This window comes from Bradyrhizobium sp. GCM10028915 (assembly GCF_042666195.1).
In the GTDB taxonomy this organism is placed as follows: Bacteria; Pseudomonadota; Alphaproteobacteria; order Rhizobiales; family Xanthobacteraceae; genus Bradyrhizobium; species Bradyrhizobium canariense_D.
This window is the reverse complement of the sequence record NZ_JBHTFN010000005.1, coordinates 287,163-306,651: the sequence shown is the minus strand read 5'-3', so window position 1 is coordinate 306,651 and position 19,489 is coordinate 287,163. Positions and strand designations below refer to the sequence as shown.

Here is a 19,489-nt window from a genome sequence, read left to right as displayed (position 1 = left end):
GCCCCCGGCTGCGGCTCCGCAACAGCACGCGCCGACACCGCCGCCTCCGGCACCGCCTTCCGCGCGCCCGGCTCCCCCGCCGCCAGCACCGCCGTCCGCCGCGGCTCCGCAGCACGCACCGACGCCGCCTGCGGCAGCAACTCCGCAGGGACGCCCAGCGCCGGCGCCCACGGCAACACCGTCGCCTGCGCCGGCCGCTCCGACCGCGCGACCGGGTGCTCCGGCTGCACCTGCAGCCACACCGTCACCGACGGCGACTCCTGCGCCGACCGCGACGCCGGCTCCAGGCAGCACGCCGGGCACGCCGCCGACTGGCCGCCCCGGTACGCCGCCTCCCGGCGGACGTCCTAGTGCGCCCCCGGCTGCAGGGTCACCTGCTCCAGGCGCCACGCCCGCGCCGACGGCCACGCCGACCCCCGGTGGCACTCCGACGCCGCCGCCCGGCCGTCCAGGTTCGCCTCCTGCGCCTGGTGCAACTCCGGCTCCGACAACGACGCCGGCCCCCGGTGGCGCCGTGACACCGCCCCCTGGACGCCAGGGTGGTGCGCCTCCTGCTGGTGCACCCGCTGCCGGAGCTCCGCCGACCCAGCCGCAGGCAGGCGCCCCGCCCCGGCCGCCGGCTCCCCCCGCCGGCGCCGCCGCACCGAGCACCGTGCCGGGCTCGGCGGCTGCGACCCCGCCGCCCAACAGGGCGCAATACGCGGCGCCCACGGTTGCGCCGGCGTTCCGCGCCGCGCCCACGACGACCACGCCCCTGCCGCCACCGCCGCGTCCGCCGCAGCGTGACCTGACGCCGCTCGCGATCGGTGCAGGTGTCGTCGCCGGTGCCGTGATCGGCGCGACCATCGCCGACTACCGCAACCAGCGCCGCGAGTCGGTCGAAGGCGGCCGCACCGTCTACACCGAGCCGGACCGCATCATCATCCGCGATCCGGGTGGGCAGACCTACGTCCGCGGCAACGATCTCTATCGCTTCCGCTATGGCGCCCGCGACATCCGCACCGAAACTGTCGGCGCCGATACCCGCACCGTGGTGATCCGTCCCGACGGCAGCGAGATCATTACCGTTGTAGGTCAGGACGGTCGGCTGCTGCGGCGAATCCGCAGGGACCCGGCCGGGCGCGAGCTCGTCATCATCGACAACAGCTACCGCGATCCGCAGTCGGTCGGCGGTTTCTATGTCGACGCGCCGCCGCCCGTCGTCAACATGCCCTACGATCGCTATATCGTCGACGCCCAGGAGGCCTCGCCGGACGTGATCTACGAGACGATGGTGGCGCCGCCGGTGCAGCGGATCAACCGTCGCTACACGCTCGACGAGATCCGCTACAGCCCGAATGTTCGCATGCAAATGCCGAGCATCGACCTCAACACGATCAACTTCGAGACCGGATCGTGGACCATCCCACCGGACCAGGCGGCGAAGCTGCAGTCGATCGCCGACGGTCTCAACCGTGCGATCCAGGCCAACCCGCGCGTGGTGTTCCTGATCGAAGGTCACACCGACGCCGTCGGCAACGACGTCGACAATTTGTCATTGTCGGACCGTCGTGCGCAGTCCGCGGCCGAATTGCTGACCCAGCAATTCGGTGTGCCGTCTGAAAACCTGACGTCGCAAGGCTATGGCGAACAGTACCTGAAGGAGCAGACGCAAGGACCGAGCGCGATCAACCGGCGCGTCACCGTCCGCAACATCACGCCGTTGCTCAACGGCGGCCAGGCCTCGCTGCCGCCGCCCCCGCCCGGCACCGCGCCGCCGCGCTGAGGCGACACACAAATGCAAAATGGCCGGGAGCAATCCCGGCCATTTTTTGTTTTGTTTCGTAGCCCGGATGGAGCGTGTCAGCTCTTGTCGCTCTCCAGCCGGAAGATCTGCGAGCCTTCGCTGCCCGAGAGCAGGCCCGTGTCGCTGTAGAGCTTCAGCTTGGCGCGGGTATCGTTGATGTCGAGGTTGCGCATGGTGAGCTGACCGATGCGATCGGCCGGCGTGAACGCCGCGTCCTCGACCTTCTCCATGCTGAGCCGCTCCGGCGCATAGGTGAGGTTCGGGCTTTCGGTGTTGAGGATCGAGTAGTCGTTGCCACGGCGCAGCTCGAGCGAGACCTCGCCGGTGACGGCGCGCGCGACCCAGCGCTGCGCGGTCTCGCGCAACATCAGGGCCTGCGAATCGAACCAGCGGCCCTGGTAGAGCAGGCGTCCGAGGCGCATGCCGCTGATGCGGTACTGCTCGATGGTGTCTTCGTTGTGGATGCCGGTGACGAGGCGCTCATAGGCGATGTGCAGCAGCGCCATACCGGGCGCTTCATAGATGCCGCGGCTCTTGGCCTCGATGATGCGGTTCTCGATCTGGTCGCTCATGCCGAGGCCGTGGCGGCCGCCGATGGCGTTAGCTTCGAGGAACAGCGCGACGGGATCAGAGAAGGTCTGGCCGTTCAGCGCGACCGGCTGGCCTTCCTCGAAACGCACCACAACCTTCTCGGCCTTGACGTTGCAGTCGTCACGCCAGAACGGCACGCCCATGATCGGGTTGACGATCTTGATGCCGCTGTCGAGACTTTCAAGATCCTTGGCCTCGTGCGTCGCGCCGAGCAGATTGCTGTCGGTCGAATACGCCTTCTCGGCGCTCATCTTGTAGGCAAAGCCCTGCGCCGTCATGAACGCCGACATCTCGGCGCGGCCGCCGAGCTCGTCAATGAACTGCTGGTCGAGCCAGGGCTTGTAGATGCGCAGGCCCGGATTGGTCAGGAGGCCGTAGCGATAGAAGCGCTCGATGTCGTTGCCCTTGAAGGTCGAGCCGTCGCCCCAGATGTTGACGCCGTCCTCCTTCATCGCCGCGACCAGCATCGTGCCGGTGACGGCGCGCCCGAGCGGCGTGGTGTTGAAATAGGTGATGCCGCCGGTCGAGATATGAAAGGCGCCGGACTGGATCGCGGCGATGCCTTCGTGGACGAGCTGCGTGCGGCAATCGACCAGCAGCGCTTTCTCCGCGCCGAACTCCATCGCCTTGCGCGGGATCTCGTTGTAATCGGCCTCATCCGGCTGGCCGAGATTGGCGGTATAGGCGTAGCAGCGCGCGCCCTTCTGCTTCATCCAGAGCAGCGCCGCGCTGGTATCGAGGCCGCCCGAAAAAGCGATGCCGACTTTCTCCCCCTTGGGCAGGCTTTTCAGGATCGTGGTCATGGGGCTTCCAATCGGTCTCGAAGGGCTGATGTCGTTTCACGGGTTGACCGCGCGAATATCAAATTTCGCGGGGCTCGGCACCCCTTTAATGGCTCAAACTGACGGCTCGGCACCCGTCTTGCGTCCGAACAGGCGCTGGCGGAGCCGGTAAGCGGGCATGTTCAGCCGAGTCAGGGCGGCATCGACCGCCTCGTCGGAAAACCGGGTCCGCGGCCAGCGGTAAATCAGCGCGTAGGCAAACCAGATCACGACGAAGGTGACGAGGCCGGCGATCGACACGTCGGTGAAGAAATGGCCGCCAAAGGCCATCCGCAGCCCGCTGGTCACGAGGCCGAACACCACGGCTCCGGCATAAGCGAGCGGTCGCCACGCCGGCGGTGCCAGTGCGGCCGGCGCCAGCGTCCAGAACGCGGTCGCGCCCTCGCCCGAGAAGAACGAGCAGTTGCGCGCGCAGCCCCCGCGCGGATCCCACCACGGCACGAATTGCTGGTCGCCGGCGAACTGCGTCACCACCACCGGGCGCGGCCGGCCCCAATAGGACTTGAAGGCGAGATTGGTGAGGATGCCGGCCGACATGATGATCGTGACCAGCAGGAAGACGATCGCGCGACCGGATACCATCAGCGGGCGGTCGGGCCGGGCCATCTTGACCACGAGCGCGATCAGCGCAGGCAGCACGAACGCCCAGGCGACCCACATCGCGGCGTCGCGCGCGAAGCCGGCCCAACCGTTCAGCTTGAGCGGAAACGTTTTCGTCTCAGGGTCGAAGAACAGCGCGGCGAGCTTGAGATCAAGCTCGGGATAGAGGCCGAAAACGACGCCGATCACGAGCCACAGCGCCAGGGCGATGAAGAGTCCAGTCCGGTTCATGGCGCGCGGTTTAGCCCAGTGGGAAAGGGATGAAAACCCCGTGACAAGTCAGAAAGTCACCGCGCATCCGGCCGCGAATTCGACGGCAGCGGCGGAGGCGGTTGGCGCGCAGGCGGCGGATTGCGCCAAGCGCCGGCATTGCGGCCGGCGATCAGCCAGTAGACGACGCCGGCGACGATGCCCGCGCCGGTCATGATCTCCAGATGCCGCCGCACAATGCCTTCGAATTGCAGCGTGTCGGAATGAAACGGGACCAGGCCGAGATAGCAGGCGAGCCCCACGACGCCTCCGCCCACGGCATAGGCGAGCGCGCTGCGGATGTAGAGCGCCTCGGTGATCGCCACGATCACCGCCGCCGGCACCAGCGCAAAGCCCGAGACGAAGATGAAGCCGAACCCGAGCAGGATATCGATCGTGCCCTGATCGACGGGACCGGCGCCGAGATCGGCGAACTCCGGAAACAACAGCGCGACGACAACGATCATGCCGCCGACGAAACAGGCGGCGAGGAAGCCGATGAAGATGACGACGAGGCGGCCGATCAGGGACATGATGGGAACGAATTGGTGACTGACGGCGTCGCCACATCCACAATCGTCATGCCCGGGCTTGACCCGGGCATCCACGACTTGCTCTCTCGTGGCTCGACGTGGATGGCCGGGTCAAGCCCGGCCATGACGGGCGTTGAGAGCGTCGCCATCATCAATATCAATCCGTCATCGCCATGGCCCGCAGCGTCTGGCGTTCACGGGCCGAGAGCTTTTCCGTCTCCGACTTGAGCTGGCCGCAGGCGGCGAGGATGTCGCGGCCGCGCGGAGTGCGCACCGGCGAGGAATAGCCGGCGTTGAAGACGTATTCGGAGAATTTTTCGATCTGGTCCCAGTCCGAGCACTCATACGCGGTGCCGGGCCAGGGGTTGAACGGGATCAGATTGATCTTGGCGTGAATGCCCTTGAGCATCTTCACCAGCAGCTTGGCATCGTCGAGCGAATCGTTGACGCCCTTGAGCATCACATATTCGAAGGTGATGCGGCGCGCGTTCGAGGCGCCGGGATAGTCGCGGCAGGCCTGCAGCAATTCCTTGATCGGATATTTGCGGTTGAGCGGCACCAGCTCGTTACGCAGCTCGTCGCGCACCGCATGCAGCGAGATCGCGAGCATCACTCCAATCTCCTCGCCCGCGCGCACGATATTCGGGACCACACCCGAGGTCGACAGCGTGATGCGGCGGCGGGAGATGCCGATGCCTTCGTTGTCGCCGACGATCAGCAGCGCGTCGCGCACCGCGTCGAAATTGTAGAGCGGCTCGCCCATGCCCATCATCACGATGTTGGTGACGCGGCGCGTACCGTCTTCGCGATCGGCCCAATCATTCAGACGATCGCGCGCCACCATCACCTGTCCGACGATCTCCCCGGCGGTGAGATTGCGCACCAGGCGCTGCGTGCCGGTGTGGCAGAACGAGCAGTTCAGCGTGCAGCCGACCTGGGAGGACACACACAACGTGCCGCGATCGGTTTCGGGGATGTAGACGCACTCGACTTCATGCGCCCGCTCGACATTGTCGCCGCTCGGCAGCCGCAGCAGCCATTTGCGGGTGCCGTCGTTGGAGATCTGCTCGGCCACGACTTCGGGCCGGTCGACGGTGAAATGTTGCGCGAGCTCGGCACGAATGCCCTTCGAGACCGACGTCATCTCTTCGAAATTCTGGGCGCCACGGAAATACATCCAGTGCCACAGCTGCTGCACGCGCATCTTGCGCTGCGCCGGTGCAACGCCGATCTCGCCGAGGCGATCGGCAAGCTCGGTGCGCGACAGGCCGATCAGCGAGGGCCTCGCCGGCGGCACATAGGTCTCGAGCGGAGTCTTCTCCACCAGTGTTGCGTTGTGCGGCTCGGTCGTCGGTTGCATGGAATGGCCTGATTTAAGGTGGTCGTTCTGGGATGGTCCAAAGGACTAAACCCGGAACCTCGAGATTCCGAGTTCGATGCTACGCATCGCCCCGGAATGACGGGAGAAAATCTGGAACGCGCCCTATATAGCAACCGGAACGGCCGATTGCGACCTTATCGACCGCAGGCTTAACGCCTGCAATCCTGCGCGATCTTGTCGAGCGCCTGGGCAAGGCCCTTCAGCGAAAAGGTGTCGGTGGTCTCGGTCCCCTTGGACGACATGCCCTTGACCACGAGATCGGCGGATTTGCGCATGGCCTCGACCATCCGCTCTTCCTCGGCCGCGTTCTTGATCCAGAGACCGTCGCCCTGCGAGTACATGGCGAAAGCGGCGCCGCCCACCTCGACCGAGGATTCAGAGCCCGGCTTCAGCGCATAGCCGATCATGACCGAGACTTCGTTGTTGACCTTCTCCGCCGGGCGGGTGGAGACGAAGGCATAGGCAGGATCGCGCGGCCGATTCGGCGGGTTGGTCTTCGACGACGACGGCTTGGCCAGCGCGAAGCAGACCTTTTTGCCGTTGGGCGCGGCCGAATAGGCGCCCCAGGTGCCGAACTGACCGATCAGGGTTGGCTCCGCGCCGCCGGCAACCGCCGCGTGCGGGGCCGCCGGCTTGCTCTCGGGCTTTGCAGCCGTCTTTCCGGTCGTATTGGCCGCCGGCGCGGCCGGTTTCGGCGCGGCCTCTTTCGGTGCAGTCTTGGGCGCAGGCTGCGCCGTCTGCGCCCGCGCGGAATCGATGATTCCACAGGCCGCCACGCCCGTCATCAAAGCTAAAATCAGCACCCGCCACATGCTGGAGTGGTTCCCTCAATATTGTGACTGGAAGATGGCCCGGTCGCGCATTGTCCCCGGGGCAGGGATAGCCGGGAAAGTCCAATTTGGGAAGGCAGTTAGCGAAGGTCGCGGCGACTAGGCCCTGGATCGCGCCGCGCGTTGCTCCGCCCATTGCGCATCGGTCCAGCGCAACAAATCCTCGACGCCGGAGCTGCGCAAATGCGCGCCACCGTCGATCACCACCATCTCGCCGTTGATGTAGCCGGCACGGTCGGAGACCAGGAAGCTGGCGAGGTCGGCAAGCTCGGGGTGCTCGCCGGCTCGTCCCATCGGGTTGCGCGCGGCCCACCCTTCGTCGCGACCCTCGGGGCGGAGCTGGCCCGAGGCGCCGGCGGTCGGGAACGGTCCCGGCGCGATCGCGACGGTGCGGATTCCCTTCGGGCCCCATTCCACGGCGAGACTTTTGGTCATCGCCAACACGGCCGACTTCGCCATCGCCGACGGCACGGTGAAGGCGCGACCGGTGATGGTCGAGGTCGAGAGGATCGAGAGCACGACGCCGCCATGCTTGCCGTCGATCCAGCGCTTGCCGGCGGCAAGCGTGCAATACATCGCACCATGCAGGGTCGGCGCGAGAATCGCATCCGCGGCGCGGAATGAGAGATGCTCACTCTGCGCGATGAAAGTCGCAGCCGCATTGTTGACGAGAATATCGAGCGGCGCCCCGCGCCAGATCGCGTCCATCATGCTCTCGACGGCGGTGCCGTCTCGGATATCGCAGGCGATCGTGGTGACCTTGCCGCCGGTCTCTTCGCGCATCTTGCTCGCCGCCGCCTCGAGCCGATCGAGCTTGCGGCCGCAGATCACGAGCTCGGCGCCGAGCGCGAGGAAACGGTGCGCCATTGCAGCACCGAGGCCCGAACCGCCGCCGGTGACGAGGATGCGCTTGTCCTTGAGCAGGCCTGTTTCAAACATGGTTTGAATCCTTCTTGTTTCGTCGTTGCGCGCGCAGCGGGAAACCGTACCGCGGAAATAGGCTTCGCTACGCTCCCAATGACGGGAGGATAGGCTCCTGCGTTCCAACTGACAAAGAAACCGGATTGTCGCCCGCACCTAAATCCGGCAGAAACGGGCAAACTATAAATCCACTCGAAACGCCCAGTACTTCACTTCTCAAGAAGGTGCCGCCATGAAAGCCATCCTCTGCTCGCAATATTGCCAGCCCGACGATCTCGTTCTGGCCGACGTGCCGGATCCGGTGGCCGGTCCCGGCGAAGCCCTGATCGCGATCAAGGCTGCGGCGCTGAACTTCTTCGACATCCTGATGATTCAAGGCAAGTACCAGATCAAGCCGCCATTCCCGTTCTCGCCGGCCGCCGAAGTGGCTGGGGTGATCGAGAGCATCGGTCCCGGCGTGACTGATCTGAAGATCGGCGATCGCGTCGTCGCCTCCTGCGGCCACAACGGCGCGCGCGAAAAGATCGCGCTGCCGGCGGCATCGATCGTGAAGATCCCCGACAATCTCGATTATGACCGCGCGGCCGGCATCATCATCATCTACGGCACCGCGCTGCATGCGCTGGAAGATCGCGCGAGCCCGAAGCCGGGCGAGACGCTCGCGGTGCTCGGCGCCGCCGGCGGCACCGGACTTGCCGCGTGCGAGCTCGGCAAGCTGATGGGCCTGAAGGTGATCGCCTGCGCCTCGTCGGACGAGAAGCTCGAATTCGCGAAGGCGCACGGCGCAGAACTCGCGCTCAATTACGGCAAGGAAGATTTGAAGGAAGGCCTGCGAAAGCTTACGGGCGGCAAGGGCGTCGACATCATCTTCGATCCGGTTGGTGGCACCTATGCCGAGCAGGCCCTGCGCTCGATTGCCTGGGAAGGCCGCTTCCTCGTGATCGGCTTCGCCGCCGGCGACATTCCGAAGATGCCGCTGAACCTCGCGCTGCTGAAAGGCTGCGACATCCGCGGCGTGTTCTGGGGCGCATGGACCCGACTCAACCCGGAAAAGAACCGCGCCAATCTCGAGAAGCTCGTGAAGTGGACAGCGGAAGGAAAGATCTCCTCGCATGTCGATCGCGTCTTCCCGCTGGCGCAGACGGCGGATGCGCTCAAGGTGCTCGCCGGACGCCAGGCGATGGGCAAAGTGATCCTGCATCCGTGAGGCTATGCGGCGCGACGTGTGTCGGTACGGCCGCTCGCCACGAGCTCAACTGTCATCGCCCGGCTTGACCGGGCGACCAGTACTCCGAGACGTCAGTCATTGAATCGAGAAGCCGCGGCGTACTGGTTTCCCGCCTTCGCGGGGAATGACCGCGAGCGCGGGACAGGCAGTGTCCGCGCCGCCGCCGGGTCAATCCCCGTCAACCATTGTCGACAAAATTGCGGGGCATTCCTCCGCCTCGCCTCAATCAAACCCAAATATCTCCCGATTCGCGCAAGCCGCCGACGTTTTTTGGGCTGATTCAGACGGCGATTTACCGGCTCCAGTTTGCGGGGCATTTCTGGACAACAACAAAAAGACTGAAGCCGGGATGCCCCAGCGTTGCGTTAGTAGTGGGGAGCATCACCATGGAGACGACGGCGTACCGCCCGTCCAGGGAATCGAGATCGTTCGATTCCGATCAAGCTGCATCACATCCGGCCGTCGCGTCCTATATCCGTGCGCGCGCCGCGCGGCTCGATCTGTCACCGGAAGATCCAATTCCACTGTTCCTGTCCGATCCGCTCGGTGTGCCGGAGTCAGGCGAATATACGGCGCGGGCGTTGGGTCCCCGGCTCAGAATTGTCCCGCGTGTTCTCGCGGCGGTTCTCATCGCATCCACGCTGGCCGTTGCGGCCGCGCTGTATCAGCCCAGTCTCCGCAATCTCTTCGCCGCCGACGCTGCCGGCCCGACGGGTGCCGAGCTGGACCAGGCCATGGCGTCGGCCAACGTGCCGGACAGGCCTCAGACCGCGTACAAGGACCCGGCGCGCTTGAGCAACACAAGGCTGGCGAGCGCTGACGCGCAGGATCTCCCCGCAGCCTCAGCTCCGAGCCGCGAAGCGATTGCGACTGCCTATCAAACCGCGCTGCAAGCCCAGGCGCCCGGGCCAGTCGCGGCGCCGCCTGCGCCCCCACCGCCCGCTAAGACGCTCGATGCCGACACACTGGCTGGGCTGATGGCGCGCGCGAACGGTCTGTTGGCGGTCGGCGACATTGCCGCGGCGCGCCTGCTGCTCGAACGGGCCGCCAATGCACAGGATGCAACGGCTGCATTTCTGCTCGCGCAAACCTATGACCCGGCGGTGCTGGGCACGAGCGACGCGCGGCGCGTTGCTGCCGACGCGACCGCCGCGCGCGACTGGTACCAAAAGGCCGCAGGCCTTGGATCGGCGGAGGCGCGGCAACGCCTCGCCCAGCTTCAGAACTAGAACTCTTTAGGGGATATCATGCGTAACGCTTTGAGAATGGCGCTTGCCGCCATCATGATGATCTATGCTTTCGCGGCACGCGCGGAGCAGACCGAATATGATCCGGCCAAGGTCTCTGACAGCCTGAAAGCCATCTTCCAGTTCGGTTCGACCTCGACCAAGCAGTCGCTGAACGCCAACACCGTGACGTTGATCACCGGCACGATCGGCGGCACCTATGTGCAATTCGGCGCCGACCTCGCCTCCGTGCTCGACGACGGCAACAGGATTCGTGTGTTGCCAATCGTCGGCCGAGGTTCGGTGCAGAGCGTTGCCGACATCCTGTTCCTGCAAGGCGTCGATCTCGGAATCGTCCGCGCGGATACGCTCGACTATCTCGAGCGCAAAGGTTTTGCCAAGGACATCAAGAAGCAATTCACCTATGTGACGAAGCTCTACAACGAAGAGATGCAGGTGATCGCGCCAAAATCGGTCGCGACACTCAAGGATCTGGAAGGCAAAACTGTAAGCGTCGATCTGCCCAACGGCGGCACCTTCGTCACCGCGCTCACCGTGTTCGAGCGGCTCGGGATCAAGGCGAAATTCGTTTATGTCGAGCAGCGCATCGCGATGGAGAAACTGAAGGCCGGCGAGATCGACGCCGTCATCGTGGTCGGCGGCAAACCGTACAAGTCCGTTTCGACCTTCGGCAATGACGGCCGCTTCCACCTTGCGACCGTGGATTATGCAAAGCCCCTCCAGAGCGACTATCTGCCGGCGACGCTGACCGCCAAGGACTATCCGAACCTGGTCAAGGAGGGCGAGAGCGTGGACACCATCGCGGTGCCGGCGGTGCTCGCGGCCTACAACTGGGCGCCCAACACCGAGCGCTACCGCAAGCTTGCACTGTACGTGGACGCGTTCTTCACGAAATTCCCGACGCTGCAGAACCCGCCCTTCCATCCCAAGTGGAAGGAGGTCTCGCTCGCGGCGCCCCTGGCGGGCTGGAACAGATTGCCGGTGGCGCAGCAATGGCTCGACCGCCACGGCGTCGAACCGGTGACGCGGCAACGCTTCGAGGCGTTCCTGCGACAGAGCCCCTCGGCCGCAAAAGTGTCCGACGCGGACAAGGAAACGCTGTTCAAGCAATTCCAGGCGTGGGACGCCGAAAAGGCCCAGGCCCAGGCGCAGGCGCAGGCCGAGAAGAAGTAGCGAGCAGTCATCCACACATACAGCTGTCATCGCCCGCGAAGGCGGCGATCCAGCATTCCGAGACGGTTATGGTTCAATCGGAAGGCCGGCGTGCTGGATTCCGCACCTTCGCGAGGAATGACAGCGGAGTATGCGGCGACAGCTATTGCGCGGCTTCCGGCTCCACCTCATCCACCCCGCGCTTCAGCGCGGCGCGGGCGGCTTCGCGATGCTCGTTCGTGATGTGGCTGGCAACCATGCGGATCGCGGTGGCGAGTACGGCGGCGTCATCGGTGAAGCCGAGGATCGGCATCACGTCGGGAACGAAATCAAACGGCAGGATGAAATAGGCGATCGCCCCGAGCAGCGAGGCCTGGACATGGCGCGGCGTCTGTCGGTCGAAGGCGCAGTAATAGGCGGCGAGCAGATCCTCCGCGAACGGCAGATGCGCGGCGACACGCTTCAGCTTGCGCCAGAAGCGGCGGCGCACGCTCTCACGATCTTCCGCGAGCCGGTCGGCGGGCTCGAAACCGACGCTGTGTTCGGCAGCCATGTTCGACAAACTCCCCGTTCCAGCCTGGGTGGCAGATCGCCGCATCCCGTGCTGATCACAAGATGGGGACGCGGCCTTCCCCTGCAAGACGTCAGCCTGGTGTCAGCTTGGCGATGGCGTTCATCGCCTTGGCGAGCTCGATGTCGAGCGCGGTGACGCCGCCGGCGTCATGGGTCGACAGCACCACCTCCACCGTCTTGTAGACATTGCGCCATTCGGGGTGGTGGTCCATCTTCTCGGCGACCAGTGCCGCGCGGGTCATGAAGCCGAACGCCTCGTTGAAATCCTTGAAGACAAAGGTTTTCCCGATCGCCTCGCGTCCTTGAGCCTCGGTCCAGCCAGGTAGTTCGCCCAGCGCCTGCCTGCGTGCCTCCGCCGAAAGCCGTTCTGTCATCCTCGCCTCCGTCCTTTCAGGGGAACTTTACCCTAACACCGCACTGACGCCCCGGGTTCATACGGGATTGGACCCCATCCGCTAACCATGACGGAGATGTAACCCTGCCGGACAAGAAATTTGCTACACTTGCAGGCGTAAACCGCCGGCCAAGATGAAACTGAGCCTCAAGCGAATGTTCGGGAGATCGATGACCGGGGGATTGGACCTGGCCGAAGCGCCCACCCCGCCCTCGCCGCGATCATCGGCGCGGAAGACGGCGCTCGTGACTCTCGCGCTGGTGCTCGCGATCGTTGGCGCGCTCGCCGGCGGCTATTACTTTGCCATGCGGCCGGTGACGCTGAAGATCGCGGTCGGCCCCGCCAACAGCGATGACGTCAAGGTCGTGCAGGCACTGACCCAGGCCTTCGCGCAGCATAAGAGTTCTGTGCGGTTGCGCCCGATCCAGACCGACGGCGCCACCGCCAGCGCCAATCTGCTCGCGGAAGGCAAGGCCGATCTTGCCATTGTGCGCGGCGACGTCGACGTACCGAAGAACGCGCAAGCGGTTGCGACCCTGCGCAAGAACGTCGTGGCGCTATGGTCCGTGTCCGGCAAGGGCAAGAAGAAGGGCGCGAAGATCACCAAGATCGCGCAGCTCGCCGGACATCGGGTCGGCGTGGTCGGCCGCACCCAGGCCAACGTCAATTTGCTCAAGGTGATCCTGCAGCAATACGGTGTCGATCCCGCCAAGGTCGAGATCGTGCAATACCCGGCAACCGAAGCCGTCGAAGCGATCAAGGCGCAGAGGGCTGATGCCTATCTCGCGGCCGGTCCCGTCAACAGCAAGATCACGGCGGAGGCGATCGCCGCTTCCACCAAGGATTTCGGCACGCCGACCTTTCTCGCGATCGATTCCGCGGATGCGATCGCCCAGAACCATCCGGTCTATGAAGCGGCCGAGATTCCCGCGGGCACTTACGGCGGCTCGCCCGATCGTCCCGATGACGAGGTCAAGACCATCAGCTTCTCGCACCACATCGTGGCGCGCAAAGCAGTGTCCGAAACCACCATCGCGGCGTTCACGCGCCAGCTTTTCTCCGTACGCCAGCAATTGGTGACGGAATTCCCGCTGGCGGCGAAGATCGAAACGCCCGACACCGACAAGGATGCGGTGATTCCCGTGCATCCCGGCGCCGCCGCTTTCGTCGACGGCGAAGAAAAGACCTTCCTCGACAGATACAGCGATTACATCTGGTGGACCCTGATGGCGCTCTCGGCCATGGGCTCGATCGGCGCCTGGTTTGCGGGCTATTTGAAGAAGGACGAGCGCGACAACAACAGCCATCTGCGCGAGCGGCTGCTCGACATGATCACCGCCGCTCGAAAGAGCGAAACGACCGAAGATCTCGATCAGATGCAGACCGAGGCCGACGAGATCCTGCGCGACACGCTGCGCTGCTACGACCACGGCGCGATCGAGGAAGGTGCGCTCACCGCCTTCAACATCGCGCTCGACCAGTTCCATGCGGCGGTTGCCGACCGCAAGGCGGTGCTGTTCAGCCTGCCGCAGAACCTGCAGCGCGCCGGTGCCCAATTCCGGGCCGCTGGCAACGCGTAAGCGCTCGCGCGTTATCGCCGCGTCACATTGTCTCAATATAGCGTCTGCTTCACCATGGCGACCGCCCTGGCGATCGCCTCACGCGATATCGAGACCGTCTTCATGAACATCAAATTCTCCCGCCGCCGTTTCCTGACGACCAGTGCCGGCGCGCTCGCCGCGGTCGCAATGCCCCATCTCTCCCGCGCGGCCGACCGGCCGGCGGTGACCCATGGCGTGCAGTCGGGCGACGTCACCGTCGACAGCGGCGTGGTCTGGGCGCGCACCGACCGGCCCGCACAGATGCTGGTCGAGGTGGCGACGACGGAGTCGTTCAGGGATGCCCGCGCGCTGCCGCCGATCGCGGCGCTGCCCGAGAGCGACTTCACCGCGAAGATGCTGATCGAAAACCTGCCGGGCGGACAGGACATTTTTTATCGCGTCCGCTTCCGCGATCTTTCGCACACCGCGGTGGAGGGCGAGCCGGTGACCGGCCGCTTTCGCACCGCACCCGCCGACCGTCGCGACGTCAGCTTCGTCTGGGGCGGCGACGTCGCAGGACAAGGCTGGGGCATCAACCCTGATGACGGCGGCATGTTCACCTTCTCGGCGATGCGCAAGCACCGTCCGGATTTCTTCCTGCACTCCGGTGACACCATCTATGCCGACGGCCCTATCCAGTCCGAGGTGAAGCTCGCCGACGGCAAGATCTGGAAGAACGTCACGATCCCTGAGAAGGCCAAGGTCGCCGAGACGCTGGACGAGTACCGCGCCGCGCACAAATACAATTTCACTGACGACAATCTTCGCGCCTTCAATGCCGAAGTGCCGATCTTCGTGCAGTGGGACGACCATGAGGTGACCAACAACTGGTCGCTGTCGAAGGAGCTGCCGGCGACCTACAAGGAGCGTGACATCGCGCTGCTTGCGGCCCGCGCAGGCCGTGCCTTCCACGAGATGTATCCGATGCGCGAGAGCATCGTCGAGCCCGGCCGCGTCTATCGCCAGATCTCCTATGGTCTCCATCTCGACGTGTTCGTGCTCGACGAGCGCAGCTATCGCGGCCCGAACGGCCCCAACCTCGAAACCGTTTACGACCCGGCCAGCTATTTCCTCGGCCCGGACCAGATCGCCTGGCTCAAGCGCGGCCTGTTGAATTCTCGCGCGACCTGGAAAGTGATCGCCTCCGACATGCCGCTCAGCCTCGTCGTGTCAGACACGCCGAAGGGGGGATCGGAAGCCATTGCGCAGGGCGACGGCCCGGTGCGCGGCCGCGAGTTCGAGATCGCCGACATTCTGCGTTTCATCAAGATGGCGCCGATCAGCAATACCGTATGGCTGACCGCGGACGTGCATTACGCCGCCGCGCATTATTACGATCCGAACAAGGCGCAATTCCAGGATTTCGAGCCGTTCTGGGAGTTCGTGTCGGGGCCGCTTCACGCGGGCACATTCGGTCCGAACGCGCTCGACAATACGTTTGGGCCGGAGGTGCGTTTCGTCAAGGCGCCCGGGAAAGACAACCAGAACCTGCCGCCATCCGCCGGCATGCAGTTCTTCGGTCACGTCAAGATCGACGGCGCTTCCGGCCAGATGACGGTGACCTTGCGCGACCGCGCCGACGTCGCGCTGTGGTCGACCACACTCGATCCGAAGCCGGCCTGACGCCGTATCGCTAGTCCGGCGCGCGTACCTGGAGCGCCGCCTCCAGCGCGTCGCTCGAACACGGCTTCTGCAATCGCGGCTGGCCGGCGAATTCCGGCGGGATGCGCGCGTCAGCGCCGTAGCCGGTGACGAACACAAAGGGAATTTTCAGCGCCGCGAGCCGTTCGGCGACCGCAAAGCTGTTCTCGCGACTCAAACCGACGTCGAGCAAGGCGAATTCGGGGGCGTGCGCCGCGATTGCGGCCAGCGCCTGCGCGACTGAACCTACCGTGCGCACGCTCTTCACGCCAAATCCGAGCAGGCGATCCTCGAAGTCGATCGCGATGATCGGATCGTCCTCGACGATGAGGACATCGGCGGGACAGTTCGAATCATCGGAAACGGCGGGTGCCATCATCGTAACTTGGAGCATGAGGTTTCTCTGACTGGATACCGCGTCACGATGCCTGTACCCGGCGCGGAGGTTCCCGGAACGAAACCACCACATCACAGTTGTTAGGTCTGTCTACTTGTGCACACAGGACCTCGTTGGAACTCGCTAATGTGGAGGCGGATGGGAGTTTAGGATGGACGCGCGGACCAGCAACGCCACCGAGATCGATAGCCGGCCGACCAACAATCTGCTGCGGCGCTTGAGCCCGGCCGACTTCGCGCTGCTCGCACCGCACATTACCGTCGACACGGCCGGGGCGAGCGAGCTGCTCTACAATCCCGGCGACGACGTCCAGGTCGTCCATTTCCCCTGCGGACCGTCGCTCGCGACTTTCCTCGTTCCCAATGAGGACGGCCGTGACGTCGAGACCATCCTGGTCGGCCGCGAAGGCGCGGTGGGCGGCATCGTCAGCGAGGGTTATCTGCCGGCCTATACCCGGATCTGCGTGAAATTCGGCGGGCCGTTTGCGCGAATTCATGTCAGCAAGCTGGAGGCTGCCAAGCAGCGCTCGCCCTCGTTGCGCCATGTCTTCGCTCGCTACGCCGACTGCATGCTGGCTCAGATCTTCCAGTCCACCGCCTGCAACGCCATTCACTCGATCGAGCAGCGCACCGCCAAATGGATGCTGGCGGCGATGGAGCGGACCGGCGACGAGACCAGCGTGCCTCTGACGCACGAGCAGCTCGCGACACTGCTCGGCGTCGGCCGCAGCTATGCCAGCCGCGTGCTCCAGTCGTTCAAGGCGGAGGGCGTGCTCGACACGCGACGCGGATCGATCCTGGTCCGCAACCGCGAGGGCCTGCGCCTGCGCTCCTGCCTGTGCAACGAGGCCGTGAAGATGCACTTCGAGGAGGTGCTGCGCGGCGTCTATCCGACCGAGGAGAGGCAGGCCGGCTAGCCGCCTGACTCGCTCCTCTTGGGGGATAAGAAGCGGCCGCACTATCCCGCCGCGGGGGAACCTGGGCTAATGTCCCCGCATGAGCGGGGCTTTCCTTCACACTCTCTTCGACATCGCGGCGTGGCTGGCTGCGGCCGTGGCGCTCTACTGGCTGTCGCGACAGGGCTTGCGGTTTCCGGCGCAATCCTTCGAGCGGTCCTACCTCGCCGCTTTGGTGTTCGGTGCGGGCCTTGGCGCCTATCTGTTCGGCTCCGCGAATCTGTGGCTGTCCGGCCAGAGCGGCATCGCGCGCTCCGTGGAAGGAGCGCTGGTCGGCGGCATCGCGGCGATCGAGCTCTACAAAAGGTCCGCAGGGATCACGGTCCGAACCGGCGCCCGTTTTGCGCTGCCGCTGGCGCTCGGCATCGCGATCGGCCGGCTCGGCTGCTATTTCGCGGGCCTCGACGATTTCACCTACGGCACGCCGACGGCATGGCCCTGGGGTCATGATTTCGGCGACGGCATCCCGCGCCATCCCGTGCAGCTCTACGAAAGCGCCGCGATGGGGGCGTTCGCGCTGCTCTACGTGGTGGCCGTCTTGAACCGGAGCGCGTTTGTGATCACCAATGGTTTCTACCTCGTCCTCGTCTATTATGGCGCACAGCGCTTCCTGTGGGAATTCCTCAAGCCCTACGGCACGCTGCTCGGCCCCTTCACGCTGTTTCACCTGCTGTCCCTGTCCATTCTGCTCTACGCCGTCGTCATGCTGGCGAGGGCGCCCAAAGCGAGACCCATGCATGAACGCGCCGTTGCGTAAGTCGCGCCTCTATATCTTCTGGGGCCAGACCCAATCTCTCTGCGAGACCTGCCTGAAGCTGGTGCCGGCCAAGATCCAGATCCTCGACAACGAGGTTTGGTACCAGAAGCGCTGCAAGGAGCATGGCGTCCAGTCCACGCTTGTGTCGACGGACGCCGCCTATTGGCGCCTGTGCAAGGATTTCATCAAGCCGGGCGACCGGCCGCTGGCCTTTCAACGGCATACCGAATTCGGCTGCCCCTATGATTGCGGCCTGTGCCCCGACCACGAGCAGCATTCCTGCCTCGCGCTGATCGAGATCACCGAGCATTGCAATCTGACCTGCCCGGTGTGCTTTGCCGATTCCTCGCCGGCGCGGACCAGCTTCACGCCGCTGGCCAAGGTCGAGCGAATGCTGGACGCGCTGGTCGCGAGCGAGGGCGAGCCTGATTTGGTGCAGATCTCCGGCGGCGAGCCGACGCTGCATCCCGACTTCTTCGCGATCCTCGATGCGGTGCGCGCCCGCCCGATCCGCCATGTCATGATCAACACCAACGGCCTGCGTATCGCCCGCGAAAAAGATTTCGTGGCGCGGCTCGCCGAGAACAAGCGCGGGCTCGAGGTCTATCTCCAGTTCGACTCGCTCGAACGCGACGCTTTGATCAATCTGCGCGGCGCGGATTTGCGCAAGATCCGTCAGCAGGCGCTGGAGAATCTCGAGCATTACGGCGTATCGACCACGCTGGTGGCGACCATCAAGCGCGGTGTCAACGATGCCGAGATCGGCGACATCGTCCGCCACGCGCTGACCTGGAAGTGCGTTCGCGGCGTCACGCTGCAGCCGGTGCAGGACGCCGGCCGCAACGAAAATTTCGACAAGAACACCGATCGCATCATGCTGTCCGAGATACGCAAGCGCGTGGTCGAAACCGGCGTGTTCGGCGACAAGGACATGATCCCGCTGCCCTGCAATCCCGAAAGCATCTCGATCGGTTACGGCCTGCGCAACGGCGAGAAAGTGCTGCCGCTGACCTCGCTGATCCCGCAGGAGCAACTCGTCGCATTGTTGCCCAATACGATAAGCCCGGAGAAGCATCCGGCACTGAGGGAGAAATTCATCGATCTGTTCTCGCTGTCCTCGGGACCGCTGAACACCAGCGAGCGCGTCTGCGAATTGCTGTGCTGCCTGCCGAGCTTCGAGGTGCCGCAGGGAATCACGTACGAGAACGTATTCCGCGTCACCATCGTGCAGTTTCTCGACCGCTTCAATTTCTGCGTCGGCAACGTCAAGCGCAGCTGCATCCATTTCGTCACCGAGAACGGCGCGATCATCCCGTTCGACACCTACAATCTGTTCTACCGAAACGGAAAGATCGACGGCATCCGCGCCGAACTGGCGGCGCAGTCAACCGCAGGAGTCCTGCAGGCATGAGCATCAGCGACACGCCGCCGCCAGCCCCTCCGGGACCGCCTCCTGCCCCGCCGAACAAGCGCGGCGGCTGCCTGACCGCGATCATGGCGATCTTCGGGATCCTCATGCTGCTACCCGGTGCCTGCGCATTGCTGTTCGGCGGAATGTCGGTGATCGAGGGCGGCCGGATGGGTTCCGACGTGGCACCGCTGGTGTTCGTAGGCCTGGTCGTGGGGCTGGGCGGGGTCGCCCTGATCTGGGCCGCGATCAAGGGCCGGCGCGGCTGAGCCCGGCTTTTCGCCTAACCCCCGGGAATTCCCGGACAAAATTCAATCAACCAACGGCCAAAGAACACATTGTTTTTTGGCGGTTTTTGCCTATATTGCGCCGCAACGCGTAGGGTGCCCGGTCGATATGCCGG

General features: G+C 64.8%; 19 protein-coding genes. 10 read left to right on the top strand and 9 right to left on the bottom strand.

Annotated features, from left to right (window positions below):
* A partial coding sequence (locus tag ACFQX9_RS05060) for an OmpA family protein (protein WP_377786878.1) occupies positions 1-1,765 on the top strand: 1,765 nt, incomplete at its 5' end.
* A 77-nt stretch (positions 1,766-1,842) separates the two neighbouring features.
* On the opposite strand, the gene argG is transcribed toward ACFQX9_RS05060, so the two are convergent.
* The 6 genes from argG to ACFQX9_RS05030 form a co-directional block, all read right to left on the bottom strand.
* Positions 1,843-3,180, bottom strand: coding sequence for an argininosuccinate synthase (gene argG / locus ACFQX9_RS05055; protein ID WP_018459769.1), 1,338 nt, complete (start codon positions 3,178-3,180; stop codon positions 1,843-1,845).
* A gap of 93 nt (positions 3,181-3,273) precedes the next feature.
* Positions 3,274-4,050, bottom strand: coding sequence for a phosphatase PAP2 family protein (locus ACFQX9_RS05050; RefSeq protein ID WP_377786875.1), 777 nt, complete (start codon positions 4,048-4,050; stop codon positions 3,274-3,276).
* Positions 4,051-4,106: 56 nt separating this feature from the next.
* The gene (locus ACFQX9_RS05045; RefSeq protein WP_018459767.1) at positions 4,107-4,601 is read right to left on the bottom strand and encodes a hypothetical protein; all 495 of its coding nucleotides are present in this window, start codon (positions 4,599-4,601) and stop codon (positions 4,107-4,109) included.
* A gap of 157 nt (positions 4,602-4,758) precedes the next feature.
* Positions 4,759-5,961 (bottom strand): 23S rRNA (adenine(2503)-C(2))-methyltransferase RlmN, encoded by a 1,203-nt coding sequence (rlmN, locus tag ACFQX9_RS05040; RefSeq protein ID WP_018459766.1) that lies wholly within the window; start codon positions 5,959-5,961, stop codon positions 4,759-4,761.
* Positions 5,962-6,131: 170 nt separating this feature from the next.
* Positions 6,132-6,794, bottom strand: coding sequence for an invasion associated locus B family protein (locus ACFQX9_RS05035; RefSeq protein ID WP_018459765.1), 663 nt, complete (start codon positions 6,792-6,794; stop codon positions 6,132-6,134).
* A gap of 117 nt (positions 6,795-6,911) precedes the next feature.
* Positions 6,912-7,751 carry an SDR family oxidoreductase gene (locus ACFQX9_RS05030; RefSeq protein WP_247474928.1) on the bottom strand — a complete coding sequence of 280 codons (840 nt, stop codon included), beginning with the start codon at positions 7,749-7,751 and terminating at the stop codon, positions 6,912-6,914.
* Between the two features lie 214 nt (positions 7,752-7,965).
* Between ACFQX9_RS05030 and ACFQX9_RS05025 the strand changes: the two genes are divergently transcribed.
* The 3 genes from ACFQX9_RS05025 to ACFQX9_RS05015 all read left to right on the top strand — a co-directional run bounded on the left by ACFQX9_RS05025 (position 7,966) and on the right by ACFQX9_RS05015 (position 11,381).
* Positions 7,966-8,940: an NADPH:quinone oxidoreductase family protein gene (locus ACFQX9_RS05025; protein ID WP_377786870.1), complete on the top strand. Its 975-nt coding sequence runs from the start codon at positions 7,966-7,968 to the stop codon at positions 8,938-8,940.
* Between the two features lie 407 nt (positions 8,941-9,347).
* Entirely contained in the window at positions 9,348-10,190 is an 843-nt protein-coding gene (locus ACFQX9_RS05020) for a hypothetical protein (protein WP_247368305.1), read from the top strand.
* An 18-nt stretch (positions 10,191-10,208) separates the two neighbouring features.
* Positions 10,209-11,381 carry a TAXI family TRAP transporter solute-binding subunit gene (locus ACFQX9_RS05015; protein ID WP_204512884.1) on the top strand — a complete coding sequence of 391 codons (1,173 nt, stop codon included), beginning with the start codon at positions 10,209-10,211 and terminating at the stop codon, positions 11,379-11,381.
* 142 nt (positions 11,382-11,523) lie between these two features.
* Here ACFQX9_RS05015 and ACFQX9_RS05010 read toward each other — a convergent pair whose 3' ends face one another.
* Positions 11,524-11,913 carry a YkvA family protein gene (locus ACFQX9_RS05010; RefSeq protein ID WP_018459760.1) on the bottom strand — a complete coding sequence of 130 codons (390 nt, stop codon included), beginning with the start codon at positions 11,911-11,913 and terminating at the stop codon, positions 11,524-11,526.
* A 91-nt stretch (positions 11,914-12,004) separates the two neighbouring features.
* Positions 12,005-12,307 (bottom strand): 4a-hydroxytetrahydrobiopterin dehydratase, encoded by a 303-nt coding sequence (locus tag ACFQX9_RS05005; RefSeq protein WP_018459759.1) that lies wholly within the window; start codon positions 12,305-12,307, stop codon positions 12,005-12,007.
* Positions 12,308-12,461: 154 nt separating this feature from the next.
* On the opposite strand from ACFQX9_RS05005, the gene ACFQX9_RS05000 reads away from it, so the two are divergent.
* Both ACFQX9_RS05000 and ACFQX9_RS04995 read left to right on the top strand, forming a co-directional pair.
* A complete protein-coding gene (locus ACFQX9_RS05000; protein ID WP_018459758.1) occupies positions 12,462-13,907 on the top strand; it encodes a TAXI family TRAP transporter solute-binding subunit in 1,446 nt (481 codons plus the stop codon).
* A 102-nt stretch (positions 13,908-14,009) separates the two neighbouring features.
* Positions 14,010-15,551 carry an alkaline phosphatase gene (locus ACFQX9_RS04995; RefSeq protein WP_085348535.1) on the top strand — a complete coding sequence of 514 codons (1,542 nt, stop codon included), beginning with the start codon at positions 14,010-14,012 and terminating at the stop codon, positions 15,549-15,551.
* Positions 15,552-15,561: 10 nt separating this feature from the next.
* On the opposite strand, the gene ACFQX9_RS04990 is transcribed toward ACFQX9_RS04995, so the two are convergent.
* The gene (locus ACFQX9_RS04990) at positions 15,562-15,963 is read right to left on the bottom strand and encodes a response regulator (protein ID WP_085348516.1); all 402 of its coding nucleotides are present in this window, start codon (positions 15,961-15,963) and stop codon (positions 15,562-15,564) included.
* A 154-nt stretch (positions 15,964-16,117) separates the two neighbouring features.
* On the opposite strand from ACFQX9_RS04990, the gene ACFQX9_RS04985 reads away from it, so the two are divergent.
* From ACFQX9_RS04985 to ACFQX9_RS04970, 4 genes are all read left to right on the top strand, one after another.
* Entirely contained in the window at positions 16,118-16,882 is a 765-nt protein-coding gene (locus ACFQX9_RS04985) for a Crp/Fnr family transcriptional regulator (protein ID WP_377786865.1), read from the top strand.
* A 79-nt stretch (positions 16,883-16,961) separates the two neighbouring features.
* The gene (locus ACFQX9_RS04980; protein ID WP_085348518.1) at positions 16,962-17,678 is read left to right on the top strand and encodes a prolipoprotein diacylglyceryl transferase; all 717 of its coding nucleotides are present in this window, start codon (positions 16,962-16,964) and stop codon (positions 17,676-17,678) included.
* Positions 17,659-19,089, top strand: coding sequence for a radical SAM protein (locus ACFQX9_RS04975; protein WP_377786860.1), 1,431 nt, complete (start codon positions 17,659-17,661; stop codon positions 19,087-19,089). Before ACFQX9_RS04980 ends, ACFQX9_RS04975 begins: the two co-directional genes overlap by 20 nt.
* Positions 19,086-19,355 (top strand): hypothetical protein, encoded by a 270-nt coding sequence (locus tag ACFQX9_RS04970; protein WP_018459752.1) that lies wholly within the window; start codon positions 19,086-19,088, stop codon positions 19,353-19,355. The genes ACFQX9_RS04975 and ACFQX9_RS04970 overlap by 4 nt, the downstream gene beginning before the upstream one ends.
* The last annotated feature ends 134 nt before the right edge of the window (positions 19,356-19,489 follow it).